Source organism: Citrobacter farmeri, assembly GCF_019048065.1.
GTDB classification, from domain to species: domain Bacteria; phylum Pseudomonadota; class Gammaproteobacteria; order Enterobacterales; family Enterobacteriaceae; genus Citrobacter_A; species Citrobacter_A farmeri.
This window is the reverse complement of record NZ_CP077291.1, coordinates 2,653,531-2,675,095: the sequence shown is the minus strand read 5'-3', so window position 1 is coordinate 2,675,095 and position 21,565 is coordinate 2,653,531. Positions and strand designations below refer to the sequence as shown.

At 48.1% G+C, this 21,565-nt stretch carries 24 protein-coding genes and 2 pseudogenes; 15 read left to right on the top strand and 11 right to left on the bottom strand.

Annotation, left to right across the window (positions count from 1 at the left end; genetic code table 11):
- Nucleotides 1-36: 36 nt before the first annotated feature.
- The 4 genes and pseudogenes from I6L53_RS12630 to I6L53_RS12615 form a co-directional block, all read right to left on the bottom strand.
- Complete coding sequence (locus I6L53_RS12630) at nt 37-2,622, bottom strand: fimbria/pilus outer membrane usher protein (RefSeq protein ID WP_052425384.1); 2,586 nt, start codon at nt 2,620-2,622, stop codon at nt 37-39.
- A gap of 120 nt (nt 2,623-2,742) precedes the next feature.
- Nucleotides 2,743-3,324, bottom strand: coding sequence for a fimbrial protein (locus I6L53_RS12625; protein WP_167382390.1), 582 nt, complete (start codon nt 3,322-3,324; stop codon nt 2,743-2,745).
- 570 nt (nt 3,325-3,894) lie between these two features.
- Nucleotides 3,895-4,086 (bottom strand): annotated as a pseudogene (locus I6L53_RS12620) (GNAT family N-acetyltransferase); the annotation flags it as partial.
- 63 nt (nt 4,087-4,149) lie between these two features.
- Entirely contained in the window at nt 4,150-4,752 is a 603-nt protein-coding gene (locus I6L53_RS12615; protein ID WP_042319548.1) for a helix-turn-helix domain-containing protein, read from the bottom strand.
- Between the two features lie 43 nt (nt 4,753-4,795).
- Here I6L53_RS12615 and I6L53_RS12610 point away from each other — a divergent pair, with 43 nt between their 5' ends.
- Nucleotides 4,796-5,491 (top strand): B3/B4 domain-containing protein, encoded by a 696-nt coding sequence (locus I6L53_RS12610; RefSeq protein WP_042319545.1) that lies wholly within the window; start codon nt 4,796-4,798, stop codon nt 5,489-5,491.
- Nucleotides 5,492-5,506: 15 nt separating this feature from the next.
- Nucleotides 5,507-5,749, top strand: a pseudogene (locus I6L53_RS12605) (dihydrodipicolinate synthase family protein); the annotation flags it as partial.
- A gap of 178 nt (nt 5,750-5,927) precedes the next feature.
- Here the strand turns inward: I6L53_RS12605 and I6L53_RS12600 are convergent.
- Both I6L53_RS12600 and I6L53_RS12595 read right to left on the bottom strand, forming a co-directional pair.
- The gene (locus I6L53_RS12600) at nt 5,928-6,659 is read right to left on the bottom strand and encodes a MerR family transcriptional regulator (RefSeq protein ID WP_042319541.1); all 732 of its coding nucleotides are present in this window, start codon (nt 6,657-6,659) and stop codon (nt 5,928-5,930) included.
- Between the two features lie 223 nt (nt 6,660-6,882).
- A complete protein-coding gene (locus I6L53_RS12595) occupies nt 6,883-8,103 on the bottom strand; it encodes a diguanylate phosphodiesterase (RefSeq protein ID WP_042319539.1) in 1,221 nt (406 codons plus the stop codon).
- A 324-nt stretch (nt 8,104-8,427) separates the two neighbouring features.
- On the opposite strand from I6L53_RS12595, the gene ycgZ reads away from it, so the two are divergent.
- From ycgZ to I6L53_RS12560, 6 genes are all read left to right on the top strand, one after another.
- On the top strand, nt 8,428-8,667 hold the full coding sequence (gene ycgZ / locus I6L53_RS12590; RefSeq protein ID WP_042319536.1) for a regulatory protein YcgZ: 240 nt from the start codon (nt 8,428-8,430) through the stop codon (nt 8,665-8,667).
- A gap of 71 nt (nt 8,668-8,738) precedes the next feature.
- Nucleotides 8,739-9,044 carry a hypothetical protein gene (locus I6L53_RS12585; RefSeq protein ID WP_052425383.1) on the top strand — a complete coding sequence of 102 codons (306 nt, stop codon included), beginning with the start codon at nt 8,739-8,741 and terminating at the stop codon, nt 9,042-9,044.
- 42 nt (nt 9,045-9,086) lie between these two features.
- Nucleotides 9,087-9,353: a biofilm development regulator YmgB/AriR family protein gene (locus tag I6L53_RS12580; protein ID WP_042320069.1), complete on the top strand. Its 267-nt coding sequence runs from the start codon at nt 9,087-9,089 to the stop codon at nt 9,351-9,353.
- A 113-nt stretch (nt 9,354-9,466) separates the two neighbouring features.
- Nucleotides 9,467-10,027, top strand: a complete 561-nt coding sequence (locus tag I6L53_RS12575; protein ID WP_042319534.1) for a helix-turn-helix transcriptional regulator — start codon at nt 9,467-9,469, stop codon at nt 10,025-10,027.
- 467 nt (nt 10,028-10,494) lie between these two features.
- The gene (locus I6L53_RS12565; RefSeq protein WP_042320067.1) at nt 10,495-11,937 is read left to right on the top strand and encodes an IS1182 family transposase; all 1,443 of its coding nucleotides are present in this window, start codon (nt 10,495-10,497) and stop codon (nt 11,935-11,937) included.
- A gap of 613 nt (nt 11,938-12,550) precedes the next feature.
- A complete protein-coding gene (locus tag I6L53_RS12560) occupies nt 12,551-13,360 on the top strand; it encodes a class I SAM-dependent methyltransferase (RefSeq protein WP_042319532.1) in 810 nt (269 codons plus the stop codon).
- Nucleotides 13,361-13,641: 281 nt separating this feature from the next.
- Here I6L53_RS12560 and I6L53_RS12555 read toward each other — a convergent pair whose 3' ends face one another.
- A complete protein-coding gene (locus I6L53_RS12555) occupies nt 13,642-13,914 on the bottom strand; it encodes a hypothetical protein (protein WP_042319530.1) in 273 nt (90 codons plus the stop codon).
- Nucleotides 13,915-14,302: 388 nt separating this feature from the next.
- Between I6L53_RS12555 and I6L53_RS12550 the strand changes: the two genes are divergently transcribed.
- Together I6L53_RS12550 and I6L53_RS12545 are read left to right on the top strand one after the other, a co-directional pair.
- The gene (locus tag I6L53_RS12550) at nt 14,303-14,488 is read left to right on the top strand and encodes a con-10 family general stress protein (RefSeq protein WP_016152753.1); all 186 of its coding nucleotides are present in this window, start codon (nt 14,303-14,305) and stop codon (nt 14,486-14,488) included.
- Nucleotides 14,489-14,580: 92 nt separating this feature from the next.
- Complete coding sequence (locus I6L53_RS12545) at nt 14,581-15,078, top strand: YciE/YciF ferroxidase family protein (protein ID WP_042319528.1); 498 nt, start codon at nt 14,581-14,583, stop codon at nt 15,076-15,078.
- Nucleotides 15,079-15,264: 186 nt separating this feature from the next.
- On the opposite strand, the gene I6L53_RS12540 is transcribed toward I6L53_RS12545, so the two are convergent.
- From I6L53_RS12540 to I6L53_RS12530, 3 genes are read right to left on the bottom strand one after another with little or no spacing between them, the layout of a single operon-like run.
- Nucleotides 15,265-15,783 carry a 2-oxo-tetronate isomerase gene (locus I6L53_RS12540; protein ID WP_042319525.1) on the bottom strand — a complete coding sequence of 173 codons (519 nt, stop codon included), beginning with the start codon at nt 15,781-15,783 and terminating at the stop codon, nt 15,265-15,267.
- 11 nt (nt 15,784-15,794) lie between these two features.
- Complete coding sequence (locus tag I6L53_RS12535) at nt 15,795-16,241, bottom strand: DUF421 domain-containing protein (RefSeq protein ID WP_042319523.1); 447 nt, start codon at nt 16,239-16,241, stop codon at nt 15,795-15,797.
- 9 nt (nt 16,242-16,250) lie between these two features.
- Nucleotides 16,251-16,754, bottom strand: a complete 504-nt coding sequence (locus tag I6L53_RS12530) for a hypothetical protein (RefSeq protein ID WP_042319522.1) — start codon at nt 16,752-16,754, stop codon at nt 16,251-16,253.
- Nucleotides 16,755-16,895: 141 nt separating this feature from the next.
- Between I6L53_RS12530 and I6L53_RS12525 the strand changes: the two genes are divergently transcribed.
- The 5 genes from I6L53_RS12525 to I6L53_RS12505 all read left to right on the top strand — a co-directional run bounded on the left by I6L53_RS12525 (nt 16,896) and on the right by I6L53_RS12505 (nt 18,829).
- On the top strand, nt 16,896-17,288 hold the full coding sequence (locus I6L53_RS12525) for a YdeI family stress tolerance OB fold protein (protein WP_042319519.1): 393 nt from the start codon (nt 16,896-16,898) through the stop codon (nt 17,286-17,288).
- Nucleotides 17,289-17,733: 445 nt separating this feature from the next.
- Entirely contained in the window at nt 17,734-17,946 is a 213-nt protein-coding gene (cspE, locus tag I6L53_RS12520; RefSeq protein WP_042319517.1) for a transcription antiterminator/RNA stability regulator CspE, read from the top strand.
- Between the two features lie 10 nt (nt 17,947-17,956).
- A complete protein-coding gene (gene ymcF, locus I6L53_RS12515; RefSeq protein ID WP_080950054.1) occupies nt 17,957-18,145 on the top strand; it encodes a cold shock small protein YmcF in 189 nt (62 codons plus the stop codon).
- 71 nt (nt 18,146-18,216) lie between these two features.
- Complete coding sequence (locus I6L53_RS12510; protein ID WP_042319515.1) at nt 18,217-18,447, top strand: hypothetical protein; 231 nt, start codon at nt 18,217-18,219, stop codon at nt 18,445-18,447.
- Nucleotides 18,448-18,655: 208 nt separating this feature from the next.
- Complete coding sequence (locus I6L53_RS12505) at nt 18,656-18,829, top strand: GnsA/GnsB family addiction module toxin (protein ID WP_042319513.1); 174 nt, start codon at nt 18,656-18,658, stop codon at nt 18,827-18,829.
- A gap of 132 nt (nt 18,830-18,961) precedes the next feature.
- On the opposite strand, the gene fdhF is transcribed toward I6L53_RS12505, so the two are convergent.
- Nucleotides 18,962-21,109, bottom strand: a complete 2,148-nt coding sequence (gene fdhF / locus I6L53_RS12500; protein ID WP_042319512.1) for a formate dehydrogenase subunit alpha — start codon at nt 21,107-21,109, stop codon at nt 18,962-18,964.
- Between the last annotated feature and the right edge of the window lie 456 nt (nt 21,110-21,565).

The following is a 21,565-nucleotide window of genomic DNA, read 5'->3' as shown; positions in this document are numbered from 1 at the left end:
TTCTGTCCCGTTCATATTTGTTGACGGTGACTGCCGTTACCGGCAGTTCACGATAATTTTCTGGTACCAGTTATCCGGTTTCAGTTGTTCCGGCGTGGCCGCCGGCAGGGTGAACCGGCACTGTGCGTCCGGACCGTCTCCCCAGACCACCAGCAGATGCTCCTCATTACGTGCATCCAGACCGCTCAGATAAGTCAGCCCCTTGTTGCCGACAATCCCGGCCTCTTCACGTGATGCCCCGTCACCTTCGGTGTAAACCATCGCACCCAGCGGGATATTCCGGGGACCGTGAAGCTCCGCCATCGCGCGCCGTCCGACCCGCGAGGCAAATTTCAGCAGCACTGCCGCGCCTTCACTCGGTACCACTTTGCGCCCGGTCTCTTTCAGCTCGACGTTATCCACCCCGGAGGCATCCAGATTGATCTCGTTGTAGCGGTACGGCGTCAGCCAGGTCACCATGGCGTGGCCAAACATGTCCGTTCTGACATCCCCCGAACCGGACAGCCCGATACCCGACGCTCCTGTGGTATCCACTATCGCCACCGTGTCGCCCAGTACCGGCGACAGCACCACACCGCCGCCATACAAGGTCACACCACCGCTCATTCCTGCCGATATCTGGTTATAGTTGTTGCTGTGGCTCAGACCACCACTGATATTCGCCATGCTGCCGTTGTAACCGAGGGTGCCGGACTGGCTGTATTTCCCCTGTACATCGCGGAGCACGTTCGCCGAATACGTCAGCGTGTTATCCAGCGCACTGCCGGAATAGCCCAGCGACTGGCTGAACTGTTTATTCTGGTCACGCACCAGCCCATAGTTCAGCGAACCATAGCTCCGGCGGCTGTCGCTTCCGGAACTGAGCGGAATGCTCACCGACAGGCTGAGCTGCCGGTCTGATCGATCTTCATCGCGGGTGTCTGTCAGCGAGAGCGAAACCGTGCTGCTGCCGATGGTTGTCCCGATGCCACCGGTGACGGAGGTGCTTTTATTGCTGGTGCCGTAATAGCGGTCCTGGCTGACCGTCATGTACAGGCTGCCGATATCAGTCACGTTCTGGTTGATGGTCATCTCCAGTCGGTTACGCTTGCGTCGCGTTGAGTAAGCGTACGCGTCGTCATCGTCAGGACTGACATACCCGCTGTCACGCATCAGATATTCCTGGAACTCAAGAAAATCTTCTGAACGATACTGGTAGCCGAGGATCTGCAGCGAGGTATCCGATGCTTCAAAATGGCGGGCATACTGGACCCGTACCGCCGAACCGTCGCGGGTGTTGTCCTTGTTTTCAGGATTGTTGTAGCGGGCATGTGCAATCTCAGCGGAGAAAGCACCGATATTCCCGGCATTCCAGGACACCCCGGCCGACAGGGTCTGATAGCGATCCGACGCCAGCAATGCGCCCCCGAGCGTGAAATATTCGAAACCCCGCTCAAGCCCGCCGGAGAATACCACCGGCTCTTTTACATCCCGTCCCTGACTACGGTATTTCCCGGCGGCCACGCTGTAACGCATCGCCCCCGGACGGATCATGTCCGGCAGTGAGGTGTAAGGCACCCGGAAGACCTGTCGCTGCCCGTCAGACTCTTCCACCGTGGCTTCAAGATCGGCACCCACCTGGGCGCTGTACAGATCGTCAATGGCAAACGGTCCCGGTGTCAGGGTGGTGCTGTATATCACATTGCCCCGCTGGCGTACGGTCAGACGGGCGTTTGTCCGCGCCACCCCCCGGATCACCGGCGCAAAGCGGAACTGGTTGTCCAGCGACATTTTCTCACTGGTCGTCAGCGAGACACCGCTCAGCGGGACGGTTCCAGCCATATACCCTGATGTGCGGGTATAAATCTCCCCCACCTGCAACTGGCTGCGCAGGCCCGCGATATCACGGGACAGATAGCTGCGATCGTGGTTTGATTCCCAGCCGCGCTGGTCGCTTTTATAGAACGAATCCACACTGTAGAGACGCCATGCGCCTAAAGAGCCGACAGTGTTAAGATTCACATACGCGCTGCGGGAGGTATCGCTGTCGGAATCATTCCCGCCACCGGAGTGCTGATCTGTTTTGATCCGTGAAGAGTAGTAGTAACCGTTGTAACTGGTACGCAGGCTGGTCACACCATGATCCCACTCCTCAGGGGGGATCATGGTGAAATTCTGTTTGTCCACCGCCTCCTGGGGGACGGTGATAAATAAGGTCTGGTTGCTGTCCCGGTAATATAATTCAGAAGCGGGGATCGTTTTTTTCAGGTCGTAGCAACGTCCGTTTGCTTTCTCCTCATACAACTCAGTTTTTATCCCAATCGTCTTCAGCATATCAGCACTCAGACACGGCGTTGTTTCATCCCTGCCATTACTGATAAATTCCACGTCCATCTTCCCGGCAGACTGGTCGTTCACCCTGATATCCACGCTTTTTATCCCGGGCGTCACCGCATTTTTATAGATAAAGACATCCGGTGAGGCACCATTTTTATCCCGGCGCAGATAGGACTCTTCAAAACTGGAGTCAGCAGAGACTTTACCGCCTGTCAGACCGCAGAGAATAAAACCTGCAATAATAATTTTTATTCCGTTCTTCCTGTCCGGAATGAATAAACCTGACAGTGACAGTAATAAAGACATAAATATAATCCCTGTTCACCTGTGTGAATAACGATGAGAGTAAACAGCTCAGCTCACTCTCAGAGAACGCGTTGTCAACCCTGGACAGGAATGCCAGGGCTGACAACAAACGGTCGGATATCAGAAGTACGAGATGATGTAATCTGCTGTACCGGCAACCGCACCTGCGGTGACACCTGTGGTCAGTGACTTATAGGCCGCCTGGTAGTTCAGTGTCACAGGGCCAGTTGTCGCCGGAAGAGGCAACCCGGCATCAGTACTCGGTCCGCTGTTGAGGTCAACCGGCGTTCCGCCAGTGCTCAGGATAGCGACAGCAACGTTCTGGGCCCCGCCTGCTGCGGTGTTACCCATGACATAGTTATCCCCGGATGCCGGCGATGCTGTGGTGAAGATAGCGCGCACGTTCTGCAGGGCCGCGGTGGATTCACAGCCGGTCAGGGAGATAGAGAAAGGGGTGTGACCGGCATAGGTACCGACAGCGGCATTAAGCGTCGTGGTCGTCACGTTCGGCAGTGTCACCGTAGCCGGGTTGCCCATAGAACCACCTGAAGGACCTGCGCCCACAATTGTGGTACATGCACTTGCTGTCACATTGCCGGTGAAGTTAATCGTGCCATCAGCTGCACTGGCATTTGCGCTGAGCAATGCAGTAAATATCGCCGTTGTCAGCAATGTTTTTTTCATCGTAGTTGTTATGTTCATATAAAGTTCCTTATGCATATCCATGCAGTAGTGTTTATTAAGGGGGTACTGAAATACAGTGCAACAGAGTGTTTATTTAAGGCGAGCTGAAATACAGTTAAAAAACACTTACTCTGTCACCTGGTGATAATATTATTTTATCGACTGGCACTTGTTGTCATTTTAAATAGTCTTATATACCCTTAAATAAAACGACTTAAAGATTAAGATGAAAGTGGAATGACTCAATTGCATGATATTTAAAGGATATGCCTCTATTTCTATAGAGTTATCTTATATGGCATGAGTTATCAGGTGGTGTATAAATAATAACACCATTGGGAGTGAGTTATAATAGATATTTAACAGTGGAAACTTGCGCTTTACGGATTTGCAACATAATTCCAGCGTAAGTGTTATTCAGGCTTTTCAGAGTGCCTCGCGCATATTGATGTGGTTAATTATCATCCCGTCAGGAGTCGGAAAGTACCCATATAATATTTCATTTAATTATGCCTTTATGCAATAGTTCAGTCGACATCTTCCTGCCTGGATTAGAATTTATATTTGCCCTCATGGAGACAGGGGAGGCATGCTTCTTGTTCCATCCAAAAGCGCAAAACAAAGGCTGTTCTGGATTGATATCCTGACCGTTTCAGCATCAATGCCATGAGCCCAGGACGATTGCGAGAGGTAATCGTGAATGGCTTCCAGCTGAAAAAAGGTGGGATCGGTTGTGACAATAAATTTGTCTTTAGTAAAACGCAGATGCTGATTATTCACCGAACTTCTCCTTCTGGGCTACTTGTGATGAGACACAGGGCTGTCCTCTATACCGGGGAATGCTCAGGATGCTTTCTCATGTACTGTCATGATAAATACCAGCGGGTTCTCCCCCTGATTTTCATAGAAATGAGGGACGTCCGTTCTGGCTGTTGCCGAACAGCCAGTTTTTACCAGATACACGTGATCCTGTACGCCCAGAGTGAGCGTGCCCGACTGAACATAAAACAGTTCAAGCGTTCCTTCCGTGTGGCCGGGTGAAGCGAACTTTTCCCCCGGCTGCATTTCCCACATCCAGAGCTCGGTCATATCAGGGCCACCCGATCCTGCGAGCAACCTTGCTCTGCCGCCTTTTTCACCTTCCCACAATTCGGGGATCTCATCCTCAGCAATGAGATGTACGGTCGGTTTGGAACTGACATCCACAAAATCAGCCACCGAAACGCCCATCGCGGCAGCCAGACGGCATAACAGGGCAATGCTGGGATTCGCCCGGCATCCCTCTATCTCAACCAGCGCTCCCTTGCTGACGCCTGCCCGACGGGAGAGTTCATCGAGGGATATTTTCTTTTGCTTACGATACAGTTTAATTCGCTGAGATACGGCCTCATTCACGGTACTGACGATAGAATCTGCATCGGTCATTAAATTGACTTTTTTGGTCATCGGTCATTATTATAGAATAAATTGGTCATTACAGGATTATCACGTGTTAACCGTCTCTCCGTCAATTGCCCCTGAAATTTATCGCATTGCCCCCGGTTTTCGGGCACTCAGTATCTACGTAAAAGCGGCGCCAGTGCTTAATCCCGACACGGGAGAAACGGCGCTGCGCGAAGCCTGTGAAGCGGTTCTGGCCGGCGAGCCTGAATGGGCGGAATCTCATCTGGCCGCATGGGCCGACGTTTTTCCAAAGTTTGGGGCTAAACCTAAACGCACCCCTTGCTCAGCTGATGCGTTACGTAAGCGCGTATTACGTGACGGAACGATGCCAGCGCTCGATCCCATCGTTGATCTTTATAATGCTGTTAGTCTCCGCTACGCCGTTCCGGTTGGCGGAGAGAATATCGCTGCCTATCAGGGTTCGCCGCGTCTGACTGTGGCAAAAGGAACAGAGCCTTTTGATACCGTCAAAGAGGGTGAAACGTCCGTTGAATATCCTCCACAAGGCGAGGTTATCTGGTGTGATGATACCGGCGTAACCTGTCGCCGCTGGAACTGGCGTCAGGGGATCAGAACCCGCTTAGGCGTGGAAGCTCAACAAATGTGGTTCATTCTGGAGAGTCTCCCACAGATGCCGCTGGAGATGCTTCATGAAGCCGGGAAGATGCTGACCGATGGCCTTGAAAAAATGATGCCCGGCCTGTGGTTTGAAGTTGCTCTCATCGAAGAACAACAGCAGTAATACCATTCAGGGATGGCGAAACAAACCACTGAAGCAGCGGCGGCAAACGCTCATCAACGCGTTACTGCCCTGACAACCCGTCTTGAGCCGTTGTGGTCGCTGTTCCGTAAACATGGCGGAAGTATTCGCGTTATTGCCGCTGCTGCTGGTGTGCCTGGGCTTACCGACATGGATTGCCTGCCCCGACCTCTGCAACCGTTGTCAGCAGGCGATATCGCGGATATTGCCCATGTGATAAGGGCGCTGGAGCTGAAGTAATCTCTTCGCCGGACTGGCAGCCTGTCGGTCCTTCTGAAACCTGGCAGGATTCGCCTGATGCTAAACGTAATTCAGCACTCTGGTGACGGGCGATTTCTGTTCGCGAAGTGTCAAAGGTGACAAAACCTCGACATCACGCCGCCACTCAGAGCGAGGGCGTAGACGAGCGGCGATGGAATCAGGGATGGTGAAAGACCAGCGAATAACCCTGTTCGTGCCAATGCTGAAGCAATTCCTGCTGGCGGCGGGTCGGTTCGATGCCGGTCCAGACAAACAGCTGTTGTCCAGGAAAGAGCTCCGGACGTGGAGAATCCAGCGGCTCTGCCAGTACGGCAATGTGCCAGCCTTGCTGAGACAAACGCCAGGCTTCCAGCCATAGACGTGCGCGGTCTTCGGTATCCCAGCCAATCAGCAACGCATCTTTGCCGGCTTTTTTGCGGGCTTCGGACATACAGGCGGTCACAAATTCAATCAGTACGCCATCAAGCAGGCTGCACATGATGCGGGCCGTATTATGGTCGAGGCTGAGGCGTTGGCGTACGGGAACGAAAACGTGATCGATAAGATCGCCTGAAGTATGTTCACGGGCGAGAGCGCCGATTTTGGCCCGCAGCCTGGCCGGATGGGCAAAACGCAGCACGCCCATCATTTCTTCCTGCAGTGTGGTCCAGTCATCATCGGTTTCCACAGTGCCTTGTTCCAGCAAGACTTTGACCTTGCTTACTGACACTCCGCTTTTAATCCATCGCTTGATCTCTTCAATGCGCTGGATATCTTCTTCATCGAACTGACGATGACCGCCCTCGCTGCGCTGGGGCTTTAACAATCCATAGCGCCGTTGCCAGGCGCGCAGGGTAACGGGGTTGACACCGCAACGTTCAGCGACATCGCCTATGCTGTAAAATCCCATAGTGTCCCTCATACGTGAACCGAAACGTTCCATGCAAACTAACGAATCAGTCGCGTTTGTACAATTTATTATTTATTGTACAACAGCCTCGTCTTAAGCATAGCTAAAAATGATGAACGTCAGGTAAATAAGACTGATGGGATAGGAAACTTGTACAGAATTCCTGCTAATGGTGTAGCGAGGTTCACCTGCCGCCACGAATACAGCAGGTGAAATAAGAGGTTTACAGCGGTGTTTTTTTCTCCGGCCATGCAACCGATGGAATTCCACAGAAGCAAGGCGCTGCAAAAAGATGCCCCTGGAACTGAGAAATACCCGCTGATTCCAGCCACATCCACTCTTCGGGCTTTTCAACGCCGACGGCTGATATCGCAATTTCCAGAGACGCACAGCACTTGATCATGGCCTGGATGATGGCCTGTCGAGGGCCGCTTTTGTGAACATCGCAAATGAGGTCGCGATTAATTTTGATGCGATCGGGTTGGAACTGCGCCAGCAGCCGCAGACCGCCAAAACCGGCACCAAAGTGATCGAGGGCGATACTGATCCCAGAGGATTTCAGGGTTCTCACCGTTTCCGTAAAGGCTTCAAACTCGGAGATAACCTCGCGTTCAGTGAACTCAACGATGATCTGTTCCGGAACAAGACCACTGTCAGCAATGGCATTGAGCAAATAGCTGGCTGCATCCGGCACCTTCACCAACGTCATGGGCAACAGATTCACGGACAAAACCTGATCGCGCAGACCCAGTGAGGCCGCCAGTATAAAAGCGACTTTCTTACTTTCCAGGTCGGCCAGATAAATATCGTCGCCCTTAATATTGTCAAAATAGTGCTGCGGCGAATCACCCGAACGGGTACGCAGCAGCGCTTCCAGAGAGACAATTTTCTGAGCAAGAGGATCGATGATGGGCTGAAAAGCAAAGCTGCAATTGGCCTCCTCGCTGACTGACGTCAGGGGAATCGTGCGAGCGGATTCGGTCGCGATAAAATCCCACGTGCCAGCAGGAGGGATCTCAAAATAGTTCTCTTTTTCAGTGGATTCCACGAAGGTGCGGAAGAACTGCAGCGCACGGTCGTTGTAGGTAAGTTGGTATCGGGATGTGCCCTTATCGAGAATGGTCTGTAACACCTCCTCCCGATCATGTTCCCGTAAATCAAAAAGCTCCATTCCCACTTTCCCAAAGCGGCGGGAGGGACCGTGATCGCACAGCAGTTCGACCACATTATAGTGGCGCTTGTCTTCACAAATTGCCTGATAAATAGCCTTTACGTTTTCATCAGGGCCTTCAAGCAGCTGAAAAAAATGTGTGCCGTTAAACAGCAAAATGCCTGTCACATCAGCATGCCCATTTGTAAGGTTAGCGGCGGCGACCATACTTTCGAGCGCCTTCACCGGGACGTCATCACAGAGATGACTGCGGTAGATAATGGTAGTGAGCATGATTTTCCGACATTGAGGAATGATGTTTAACCCTAACAGAACGGAGGAGATATAACACACTAAATTAACAAAAGTTTTACTTTAAAGTGGCGAGTGTCAGCGGAAACAGAGGATAGCAATGGCATCACTAAAAATGATGCCTGAAAGTAGTGTACAGATAACTATCAGAACAATACCTATGTATAATTTGTAACTAATTGAAAATAAATAATTAGCACTTTTTGGTAAAAATGTAATCATGCATTTGTACAGGTTTTGTGTACAATTTTTCTAACATCGAATAACGCAGTATTAACCTTTTACTGATTCGCACAGGAGAGACCCATGCAGCAAAATGGTTACATTTCAGATACCGCTAACGCCATTGCACATTATTTCAGTAAGGCCAATTTGCCGACTCAGCAGGAAACATTGGGGCAGATTGTGGTGGAAATTCTCACGGACGGGCGCAATCTGAATCGCAAATCCCTGTGTACAAAACTCCTTGGTCGTCTGGAAAAAGCGACCTGTGAAGAAGAGGAGGTTCATTATAACGCGCTGATTGGTTTGCTTTTTGAGCGCTGAACCCTCGCATTAAAGTCGTGAATCAACAAAATGCTGTGTTCCAGGTCCTGGGCAAAACGGCAGAAGAGAGAATGATGATGAACAGAAGTGACATTGAACAACTCACAGACGAACTGATCGGCCAGGCAGTGTTGACGCTGCTGAAACGTAAAGCGGCGGTGAATTCAATGGCTTTGGTCACTCAACTCCGCGTTATGCAGGAAACTGAAATGGATGCCCGTCGTCGGGAAGTTTTTCCGCTAATCATTGCGTACATCGAAGCGGTGATGGCTGATAAATCAACGTCAACACCCACATCCAGACATAGCGGTCAAATGGACACCGTTCGCTCACTTTCAGGGACAACCCTGAAGCCGGGAAAAGGGAAAATTCACTAAACGCTTAACTTTTAATGATGGTGAAAAATGATGATCACAGCAATCACACAACAACCTGATATTTATAGTGCTTTACCTGATCACGTCCTTTCAGATTATTTTCGTCATGCCGGCGACGCCCTTGCTGAAGAAGCAATGGTTTTGGGCGCGGCAATACGCAATATTCTTATAAAGGGTGAGCATATTAATAACAAAAATATCATTATATCTTTGGTTCAAACGTTGGAAGTCACGGATGACATCGTACATTCCGATGTGATCCGAAAAACATTGGAAATTGTTGTTGGACATACTATGGACGATATTTGAAGTATTTAATGGGGAAATAAATCAGTTAACAGCTATAGTTAAATGCTCAACGGTGGGTCAGCCGATTATTGCCGACCTTATCTTCCTGGTTTTCCTGGAATGGAAAATAAAAGATGCGTAGCGAAGACTATGTACAGTCAGAGCATGCCGATCTCTGGTTGTCAGATAATTATCTCAGATGGGGAGTGGAAAGCATTTTAGAACACATCGCCTTTGGGAATACTGCAATACGGTACGTGTTTTTATCAGAAAACCAATATCTTGACGTCCTGAAGCATAACTACGATCGAGGTAGCAGTAAAATTATTCTTCTGACTGACGGTGCGTTTTTCCATTTTCTTGATGGCATCGCGTTTTATCAGTTTTCCATGGATTCGAGTATTGAAGAGTTGCAGGAATTCATCATTTCAATTAGCCACCCTAACGAAAATCAGCTACAACGTAAAATACCTGTAGTGTTGACCCATCGTGAGAGAGTGTTAATCAATTTGATCAAAGAGGGAAAGCGCATAGCGGAAATAGGAGAGCATCTCAACCTGCATATAAAAACGGTCTACCAGGTACGGCAGTCGCTGATAAAAAAAATGGGATGCAGTGGTGCAGTTGACCTACTGCGTACCTTACACAGCGACGTGTTCAAAAACTGGTTGGCAGAAAGTCATCAGTGTCATTGATATCACTTTTAAATGCACTGCGACTGATATTTAGATATTCCTGAGGCAATATTCGTTACCATGAGTGAGCGGACTATATTTGTGCGAGTAAAAGTCGTAAGTCACTTATGACATATATAGAAGGCTGCACGTCATTATAATTTCCTTATCTGATGCTATCTTTTATATCATCAATGTGATGTTTGGAAAAACCGTGCAGGATATCCAGGTGGTGCGAAGATTAAAACTCGAGGCGATTCAGTCGATACGGTGTAATTATCCCAGAAAGCTGTATCGGTTACATTTGAATCCCCCTGGCGTCCAGATAAGTCTATGTCCGCTTCTCGCTCAGGCTGTGTGAAAACACCTGAGCACTTTTTGGTCTAAGCGATGGTTTCATATGATCAACCATTCTTTATAAACCCATGCCGCGGACTTACTTTTCCATTAAAATTATAAACATACAAGTGAACACTGCGGGTACCGACATGACCAATCACATTCAAGGACATGGCAGGCACCAGATGACATTGCTCCCAGATGCACTGGATGATTTTGTCACTGAAGATAACCCAGTCAGAGTAGTTGATATATTTGTAGATGGGTTACAGCTTGATTCTCTTGGTTTCAGAAGAGTTAACGCAAAGCGAACCGGACGGCCCGGATATCACCCTGCCACCCTACTGAAGCTGTACATTTACGGATATCTCAACCGAATTCAGTCCTCCCGAAGACTGGAAAAAGAGGCCCATCGGAACGTTGAACTGATGTGGTTACTTGAACGATTAACGCCTGACTTTAAAACCATTGCAGACTTTAGGAAAGATAACGGTGAAGGTATCAGGAATGCTTGTCGGGCCTTTATTGGCCTGTGCCGGCAAATGCAAATGTTCACTGATGTTGTTGTTGCTATTGACGGCAGCAAATTCAAAGCAGTAAACAGCAAACCGAACAACTTTACATCCCAGAAAGCCAAAGACCATATTGAGCGCGTTGAGCAAAGTATTACTTATTATTTAAACAAGCTGGATGAAGCCGACAAGAATACCGGGCCCAATGCAAGCACAAAGTTAACAGCCACTAAACTGGCCTGGCTACAAAAGCGTTTACGTGAACTTCAGGCAATCCAACACGCAGTCGCACAACAGCCAGATAAACAACTCTCTTTAACCGACCCTGACTCTCGGTTGATGAAAACAAATAATATGAACCGGCAAGTTTGCTACAACGTTCAGACAGCCGTGGATACGAAGAACCATTTGATTGTTGCGCATGAAGTCACCAATACAACAGATCGGGGGCAACTTGGTTCAGTGGCAACACTGGCTCAGAAAGCTGTTGGCCGGAAGGACATAACAGTACTTGCCGATAAAGGGTATTACAGTCGCAGCGATATTAAAACAGTTCTGGATAGCGGAGCCGTGGCTTTGGTGCCAAAGGGAGATACCTCTGGTGCTGAACGTAAAGGGCTCTATAACCGCTCAATGTTCAGATATAACAGGGAAAAAGATGTTTATGTATGTCCAATGGGCAACGAGCTTCAGAATCGATTTACCTCAATAGAGGACGGTCTGGAGCAACAATTATACTTTAACAATATTGCCTGTCGCGATTGCAGCCAGCGCTCCAGGTGTACCACATCAAAACGCGATCCAAGGCGTATACGGCGCTGGGTTCATGAAGCTGAAATGGAAGAAATGCATGCCAGACTTGAGGCATTTCCTCAAGCAGTAGTCATGCGAAAGCAAACGGTAGAACATCCGTTTGGGACAATAAAAATGTGGATGGGTGCAACGCACTTCTTGATGCGGAAATTTAAAAACGTCAGTACAGAAATTAGTCTGCATATATTGGCTTATAACCTGAAAAGGATGCTATCAATATGGGGTACTGAAGGATTGATAATTCAGCTGCAGGAACAATACGGCTAACGGTTCCAGCCATTTTATCCTCCAGTAACAACAAATATCAGGTTCTTCCCCGCAATAAAAAATTCTGAGTCACCCGAATAAAATCACAGATTACCTCGTCAACTTAAACGACATTATTAAAGCACAGATGAGAAATATTGTTTGGCTATTTGAAGCTATGAGTTTTCACATAGCCTGCGCTCACAGCGGACTTTTATCTGAAGGCTCATTGATGATGACTGCCCGGTAATCTGACATCCATTCACGTCGGGAAATCCTCCAGCCTTGTCCCAATACTAAAAAAATGATGAAAAAACGGAGTACAAGCAAGGAACAATTTTCTCAATTTCGAAGGTACATTTATGAGATTTATATAGATCGGGGCGGTCTCCAAACCAGGCGAAGAGGGGGCGACACCTTCCGGGGGCTGACACATACCCATGTGAAGTTTCCGCCGGTCACGCAGCGGCAGAATCTTCACGAAACGGGATGCGCACCAGGCAAATACGCTATCTGATGTGTTTGTAAAAAGTGCTCTGGTATGTTAAGAGTGGTTAATTAGACATTTAGCGTAATTATAGATAGAACGCAATCAGCGGAACAATACAGAATTTTTCTGTGGAGACAGTGAGTTATGGAAAACAATGAAAGCATCTGCGACTTCTATGAGAGTAACTTCGACGAGGCAAACCGCTTCGCAGTAAATCCGCTGGAATTTATCCGCTCTCAGGAGATTATTAAGCGATTTTTAACGCCTTCCCCCATGCTTATCGCTGATATCGCCGGCGCAAATGGTTTTTATTCATTCTGGCTGGCAGAGCAGGGGCATCATGTACATCTGTTAGATCTTTCCAACAAACATATTGAGCAGGCCAGACAGCGCGGACAACAAAGTGCTGTCAAGTTGCAATCGTACACCTGCGGCGATGCGCGAAAACTACCATGGGAGGGTAACACTTTTGACATGGTGATGCTGATGGGGGCGCTGTATCACCTGCAGGACAGCGTTGACAGGATGCAATGCATTGAGGAATGCCTTCGTGTTCTGAAACCCGGCGGCGTAGCTATTTTTACCTATATATCCAGGTCAGCATCGCTGGTGGATGGATATAAATACCAGTTTATAAACGACCCATTGTTTCAACGTATCGTGGAAATCGATCTGTTGACGGGAAACCATGAAAACCCTGAAAGCAACCCAAATTATTTCACTACTGCTTTTTTTCATACCCCGTCATTAATTATGCAGGAGCTTCAGCAAACAGGTTTTCAGGATATCAGACTGTTCGCTGTAGAGGGGTTTGCCAGCATCATTGACACGGATGAGATATTGCAGGTAGAGGACAAAAAGGCCCTTTTGCTGAAGTATCTCCGCTTAACTGAGGAACTTCCTGAGTTGCAGGGTATTTCGTCGCATCTGCTGGCTGTCGCAAGAAAAGCCTAATTCCGTCAGAATCGCCAATATTAATCACATTCACTTTGAGGCTGCCATTTGGCGGCCTTTGGACAGGCCTCGTCGTGAGAACAGGAAACGTCTACTGTTGAGGGGGCAGTCCAAAGGCATGGAAGGTATTAACTAGCTGAAATGTTAAGAGTTTGGCGACGCGATCATCAAAAACAGGTAAACCACCTTCCGGGATAAACGAGAACGGGAGCCGATGGGTTCCCGTTTTGTGAACACTTCTCTCAAGAGGAAATCCCGTTTATCCTCTGTGAAGCTTTGGATTAGTTTCGCCCTTGTTCACTCACAGAGAGTAAATTCAATATTCTCTCCGTCAGTTTTTCCTCATAGCCTTCCTGAGCAGGGTGATTGAATTTCACCAGAGGGGCTGAACTTTTTGTTTGCTCATATGATCGCTCAAGTAAACCTGGCTCACCACTTATGCTGTTTATCACAGTGGATAAAACGCGGATAGCAACCTTTGATGCGTTAAGATCAAGGCTCAGATCGTCAATGGTTTTCTCAAGGATTTCAATGCGTTCATTTACGTCAGTCATTTAATCTCCTGGAAATATATTTGTTCGTTTCTTTTTTCCATTGTTTTGATTATCCATTTGTCACCTCTCTTTATTTCTGACAGCAACATTAAGCGTAGAACAAAATTAATGTCCTGTATTTTATTAATTGCCATGCATGAGATTAATCCTGGTTTCAAAGGTGGGGTTTTATTTTCAGGCAGGTCAGAGAGTTAGTCCTTGTTGAGTTGAAAAATAAGCGATTTATTGATTTGTCAATGTATTGAAAATTAACACTATCAACCGAAATGGAACAATCAATTAAATTTGACTAAATTCAGATGACCGCTAGTGTTAAGCACTGAACAACGACAGATACGAAATACGTTTTTGTATCAAACTGACATAACCGATATAAATGAGGTGATATATGGCAGAGCATCGTGGTGGTTCCGGTAATTTCGCAGAAAACCGAGACAAAGCGTCTGAAGCGGGCCGTAAAGGCGGGCAGCACAGCGGTGGAAACTTCAAAAACGATCCACAGCGTGCATCTGAGGCCGGTAAGAAAGGTGGCCAGAACAGTCACAGCGGTGGCCGTAAATCTGATAATTCCTGATTATTAGCTTCAGTTTCATCTTTTAATTAAAAAGAGTGTCCTGCGGGTCTTTTTAGACTCGCAGATATTTATATAACCCGGAAGGTGTTCCTATGAATATGAAAAATATAGAAGATGTATTTATTCACCTGCTTTCAGATACCTACAGTGCTGAAAAACAATTAACGCGCGGACTGGCTAAACTAGCCAGAGCGGCATCAAGTGAAAAACTCAGTGCGGCTTTTAATGCGCACCTGGAAGAAACTCAGGGGCAAATTGAGCGGATAGACCAGATCCTTGAACAGGAACCGGCAATTAAGATTAAACGTATGAAATGCGTGGCGATGGAAGGTTTGATTGAAGAGGCGAATGAGGTTATCGAGAGCACGGAAAAAAATGACGTTCGGGATGCGGCCTTAATCGCAGCGGCACAGAAAGTAGAACATTATGAGATAGCCAGTTATGGCACTCTGGCTACGCTTGCGGAACAACTGGGTTATAAAAAAGCGGTAAAGCTGCTGGCTGAAACACTGGAAGAAGAAAAAGAAACCGATCTGAAACTCACAGACCTCGCCGTGGGGAATATCAATAAAAAGGCAGAGAAACGTTAACCTCTCTGACACGAGAGAAGGATAATGATCGTAGAGAACACTATCCTGACTGATGAGGGATGCACTTTCATTGGAAAAGCAATCGACTGTGCAGTTTCTTCTAAGATATGAGGCGAACGGCGTCGGACTCAAAAAGAAACTCCTTACGCTCTGCTCAGGGCAGAGCTACGCCCTGACGAACCACTGTCAGTGCCGGAGCCAGGCAGTGGTTTCTTCCACTAAGCCTGCCAGGCTGTAACTTACCGCCTTTGCAATGACGTCCTGACAGTCGCCGGAAAAAAACTCTCGTTTTGTCACTATCTGTCCGCGGAAATTCCATGCAAACCAGACCGTTCCAGCGGGCGTACCATCCTCTCCACCGTCGGGTCCGGCATAGCCGCTAATGGCAATACTCATATCTGTTCCTGCGCGTAACCGGGCGCCTTCCGACATTTCTCTGACGGTCTGTTCGCTTACGGCGGTATATTTCTCCAGCGTGCTGGCCTGCACGCCAAGCATTTTCTTTTTTGCTCTGTCACTAAAGGTAATGATGCCAATATCATAAAAATCGGCTGTGTCCGCCTCTGCGCAAAGCGCAGCTGCCAGATGTCCACCCGTGCAGGATTCAGCCGTGGTTAAGGACAGCCTCCTGTCAATGAACATATTCGCGATCTGATTCGTTAACTCGCCAGCGGTTTTCGCTTCGCTATAGGCTGATTTTTTCATTATCTTTTCCCTTAATCATCATCAGGAATGACTGAAATATGACCATTACGCTCCAGAATGGCATACTTAATTTTAGAGGGTTCCGTAATCCCCTGACTCTGCCGGGCTGCCGCTAAAATATCCTCGAGAGAGACATCGACCATTTTCATTTTTTCCATTACCGGTTCGCCGTGATCCAGCAGAATAACGGGTGAACCATCAAGCGCAGATTCCGCCCCGTTCATCTTTTTTTTCATGAATCCAAACAACATGTCGATCGCTACCAGGGTGACAATGGTAAGCATCGCCCCCGTAACCGAGAAATCGTTGCCGAGTAATGCTTGTTGCGTGGCTTCGCTGATAATCAACAATAAAATCAGATCGAAGCTGGTCATTTGCAATAATGCGCGACGTCCTGCAATTTTAAACACCACCAGTAAAATGAGATAAATGGCTAAGGCCCTCAGTACCATTTCCATGCTGACCTCCTACGGATAGATAAACTGCCTGAAACGAATTTCAGGCGTGTTGTTTAACTGGATGACATTTATTGCGTTGCCGGGTTTTACGGGGGTGACACGTAACCAGATGGATGAATCCTGCTGATTTTCGGCTGTATTATACACCAGGTACAGAGCATCTCCCTTGCTGTACATGCTGTCAGGTTGAGGCCATATATTTTCAGTTTCATAAAAAGTTGTGAAATCTCCGGCAATCCGATAAATATTTTTCCCTGAATGCTGGTCGGTTGCGGAAATTTTCATGTTAAATTCTGTCTGCCAGCGACCAAATCGTTCAAAATGTAATGTCATCGTCCCGGTTGTATTCTTACTCACGGTGTCACTGACGAAACCACCAGAAAAAAAACCAAATAAGGCCAGGGAAATAATACAGAGTAAAACCACGAACCCAACCTTATGAAATCTTGCCTCAAAATTCAGAAAATGCTGACTCTCATCAATACCGGGGATTTTCAGGTTTGCTCTGGGCATTTATAACCTCACCGTTTCGTTAGTATTCCCGTCAGTTAAATGATTTATAATGACATTACCATTTAAGACACTTCTGGTTTGCCAGATTAAGGAATAGCAATCAGACTTAATAAGTCAAGTAGGCGAAGAGATGAGGGCAAAATGAAATTAGCCATGGCACCATTATTATGTTGTTTTATAATCCCGGCAGTTTTTGCTGATGAGAGTGGTGGACTGAAAAAAGATACCGCACCGCCGCCGCCGCACGCTCTGGATGAGGGATACCGTGGTACTGAAGATGCGCGAACCATGACGGTTCAACAAGCCAAAACCATGCATGACGGCGCTACCATCTCCCTGCGTGGGAATCTGATTGATGATCAAGGTGGTGATAAATTTGTTTTTCGCGATAAAACCGGCAGCATCCATACCCTGATTCCGCTTTCAGTCTTCGATGGCCGCACGGTAAAACCCGATCAAATGATCGGTATTAACGGCAGTCTGGACACCAAAACGCAACCCCCAGTGGTTCGCGTAAACAGAATACAAAAGTAGTATTACTGTCGCTCTATAAATCCTTAAAGCATAGTATCAGCACACCGTTAGCACTGTATGGCATACCTGTGGAGGTCACCTTAGGTATGCTTATCTCGCACAACCGGCATGGGGCCTGATGTTGACTCGAGTCTGGACGGCGTCATTCGCACCGCAACGTTCTGGCTAACGGAAGACCTGGCGGTTTCAAAACAGACAGGAAGCATTTCCTGAAAATAGTATTTTTTGTCCGGTAGTAGAGGTTTAGCTGACTGACAAAACTATACCTTGCTATGTCACGTTAATCATGCGTTAATGGTGTTCTGGTTTGTTATGAATTTATCTGAAGCAGTCACTAGAATAGTTTTCTTATTTGTTCCTGTTGAGATTTCCTTGTTGGTTTTTCCTCTCTGATAATTTTTTTCGGACCATCCTGCCTAAGGGCTTACTCAAAAAGGTAATAATGATGTCTAATAAAATGACTGGTTTAGTTAAATGGTTCAATCCTGAAAAAGGTTTTGGTTTTATCACTCCAAAAGATGGCAGCAAGGATGTATTCGTCCATTTCTCTGCTATCCAGAGTAACGATTTTAAGACACTGAATGAAAATCAGGAAGTCGAGTTTGGTGTTGAACAAGGTCCAAAAGGTCCCTCAGCAGTTAATGTTGTGGCTCTTTAAGGTAACTGTTATCACTAATAATATTCACTTCAGATGCCCTTGTTGCCATGGGTCTCAGTACAGAACGTCTTCTTTTGATGTCACTGACAGAAATCCTTTCGGCGCGAAATGTATTTTTTGCAAAACGACAATGATAACATTCGATAATATTGCAATGTACATTCGTTCTGGTCAGTCACCATTGGATTTCAGAAAATAAAATCCGGGCTCCTTTGGGAGCCTTTTTTATTTTTAAACGGCTCTAATTAACAGGATCATCACGGAACCATTATGAAAAAAGTGATAGTGTTTTTTAATTCGGAATCGGCAGTAGTTGTATCTGTAATGAAGAGTATCACTACGATAATACGTGAGTACCCTAATGGGGAAAAAGCGCACCTGCAGATCATGTCCGCAGGTTTTCCGTCTCTCACGGGAGATCATAAAATAGTTCATGTTGCCTCCGACCGGGATGTGACTTCAGAAGAAATTATTGCGGCGGCATCAAAACTCTTTAAATAATGACGACAAGTTCTCTGTCAATGCCACTAAAAGGTGAATGGCTGTTTGATTCTTGAGCTGGTTCAGTATAAACAATATGCACTAACCTGTTGATTATTGAAACTTTCCACCTTATCGTTTATAGATATTAGGGGTTGTACAAGTTATCACATGAATCATGGGAACTGCTGGGGCCATAGATGCCGATACAGACCAGAAGAGGTGCATAATGAAAATTGAAGAGTTAAAAAGTAAAACTGAAGCGGATATTTCTGATTTCATTGCCAAAAAAATAGCTGAGCTCAAAAAAAAGACAGGTAAAGAAGTTTCTGATATCCAGTTTACGGCCCGAGAGAAAATGACTGGGCTGGAAGGCTATGACATCAAAATTAATTTGATCTAGCTGTCATCAACACTCCACATTCGAGATAGCCCCCTGTCTGCTAAAGCGAGGGGGCTTTTTTATCGTCATCCCTAAACCACCTCCATGGGAGGCGGTCAACGTTCATTTCGTCCTCTGCGCAATGTCGTTGCGCTATTCGATCGCCTCGCAAAGCCGTGTCTTCATGTCACGATAGGTCTGCGCGGTATAGCGTTCAGCCCACGACTGATCGACAATCCTCTCGACCTTAACCGCACAATACTTGGTTTCCGGTGTCTTTGAGATAGGGTCGAGATTATCCTGCGTCAGTTCATTACACGCACCAATCCACCATTGATAGGTCATATACACCGCCCCGCGATTGATGCGTTCGGAGACATCCGCCCGGCTGATCACTTTTCCCCGACGCGAGCTGACCCACACCAGTTCCCGATGACGAATACCCGCCTTTTGCGCGTCCTGCATGCTGATTTGCACATAGCCGGGTTCATCGGCTAGTGCCTGCAGGGCGGCACAGTTACCGGTCATAGAACGACAGGAGTAATGACCCACTTCGCGCACCGTACACAGGACCAGCGGATACGCCTCGTCAGGCACTTCCGCCGGGGCGCGCCACGGTGCGGCAAACAGCTTGCCTTTACCATCTGGCGTGTCAAATCGGCTGTTTTCATACAGGTATGGCGTACCGGGATGATCAAGGTCGGGGCAGGGCCACTGAATATGCCCCATATCGCCCATCTTTTCGTAAGTCACGCCATAGAACAGCGGGCACAGCTCACGCATCTCATCCCAGATTTGCTGATTGTTCTCATAGTGCATGGGATAGCCCATTTCACTGGCGAGCAGGCTGATGATTTCCCAGTCGCGCTTCACGTCGCCGGTAGGTTCGATGGCTTTGTCGAAACGCTGGAAGCCACGATCGGCGCAGGTGAATACGCCGCCATGCTCCCCCCAGGAGGTGGCGGGTAAAATTACGTCCGCCATCTCGGCGGTTTTGGTCATAAAGATATCCTGCACCACGACGAAATCCAGAGCGGCGAAGCCGTCGCGCACCAGTCCCAGATCGGCTTCAGTTTGCAGCGGATCTTCCCCCATGATGTAGTAGGCTTTAATTTTACCTTCCAGCGCCAGGTGAGGGACTTCGGTGATGCGCGTTCCGACCTTGTCATCCATCCTGCTGGCGTCGATCCCCCAGGCTCTGGCGAATTTTTCTCTAACGGCCGCATCGGTGACATCCTGATAGCCCGGAAAGAGATTAGGCAATACGCCCATGTCGCAGGCTCCCTGGACGTTGTTCTGCCCGCGAACCGGGCCAACACCCACGTGAGGACGACCGAGGTTACCGGTCAGCAGTGCAAGGCTCGATAATCCACGTACTACATCCACGGCCTGACCAAACTGTGTCACACCCATCCCCCACATCACGGTTGCTGAAGGCGCTGCGGCAAAGGTCCGCATCGCCTGACGCACCTGTGAGGCCGGAACGCCGGTCAAGTGTTCGACGGCTTCCGGTGAATAGTCCTTAACCGTCTGCCAGTAGGCATCCAGTCCTTGTGTATGCTTATGTACGTACTCTTTGTCGTAAAGCTGTTCGTCAATGAGAACGTAACCAAAAGCGTTTACCAGTGCCATATTGCAACCGTTATTCAGTTGCAGGTGCTGGTCAGCAATGCGGGCGGTTTCTATGCGGCGGGGATCGCAGACGATAATCTTCGCGCCATTCTGCCGCGCCTTGATCACCCGGCGCGCGACAATCGGGTGTGAATCTGCGCAGTTGTAGCCGAAGATCAGCAAACATTTTGAGTTTTCTATGTCGCTGATGGAATTACTCATCGCGCCATTACCCAGGGTTTCCTGGAGACCGGCCACTGACGGCCCGTGACAGACGCGGGCACAGCAGTCCACGTTATTAGTGTTGAGGACCGCACGCGCGAATTTCTGCATCACATAGTTGGTTTCATTGCCGGTGCCGCGTGAGGAACCGGTCGTCATAATGGCGCGCGGGCCTTCCCTGTCGCGAATTTCCAGTAAACGTTGGGCAGTGTAGCGGATCGCTTCATCCCAACTGACCGGGGTAAATTTACCGCCTTTTTGGTAGCGGATCAGCGGACGGGTGAGGCGGGGGGTCAGAAGGCGGGTGTCGTTGAGGAAATCCCAACCATAGTACCCTTTCAGACAAAGCTGATTCTGGTTGGTAACCCCCTCAGCCGCTTCGGCGCGGATGATTTTGTTATTTTCAACAACAAGCTTGAGCTTGCACCCTGCCCCACAGTAGGGGCAGACACTGGTGATTTTTTTCATCAATAACAGACCTGTTAAAAGCTGAAATAGCGCGAATTGTGACGAAGCCTGCGCGAAGGCGCTAAAGCTTCGGTTGTCGTCATGACGCAGGGGATAAGCACAATACGTGCCAGAGTGGCAAAGTCAGCGTTGATGCGGGTCCAGGCAGAACCGACAGGGAAAATGACAGTTGATTCGACATAAATGACGAGTTGGCGTCAAAAAAAAGCCCGCGCAAAGGCGGGCAAGAAATACTGGAAGCAATGTGAGCAATGTCGTACTGAATACCTGAGTCGTTTACTCAACTATTCAGTAATGAGAAAGATAATCTTTACCATCTAAACTTGCAACCCCATCTTTTGTGGGAGAAATCAGAAAGCTAAATTGAGTGATGTGTATCACAAATTTCAATTTCCTGATGATGTGCTATCCTTTTTAACGGCGAGTAAACCGCTAACGCAAAATCGATAAGTGAGG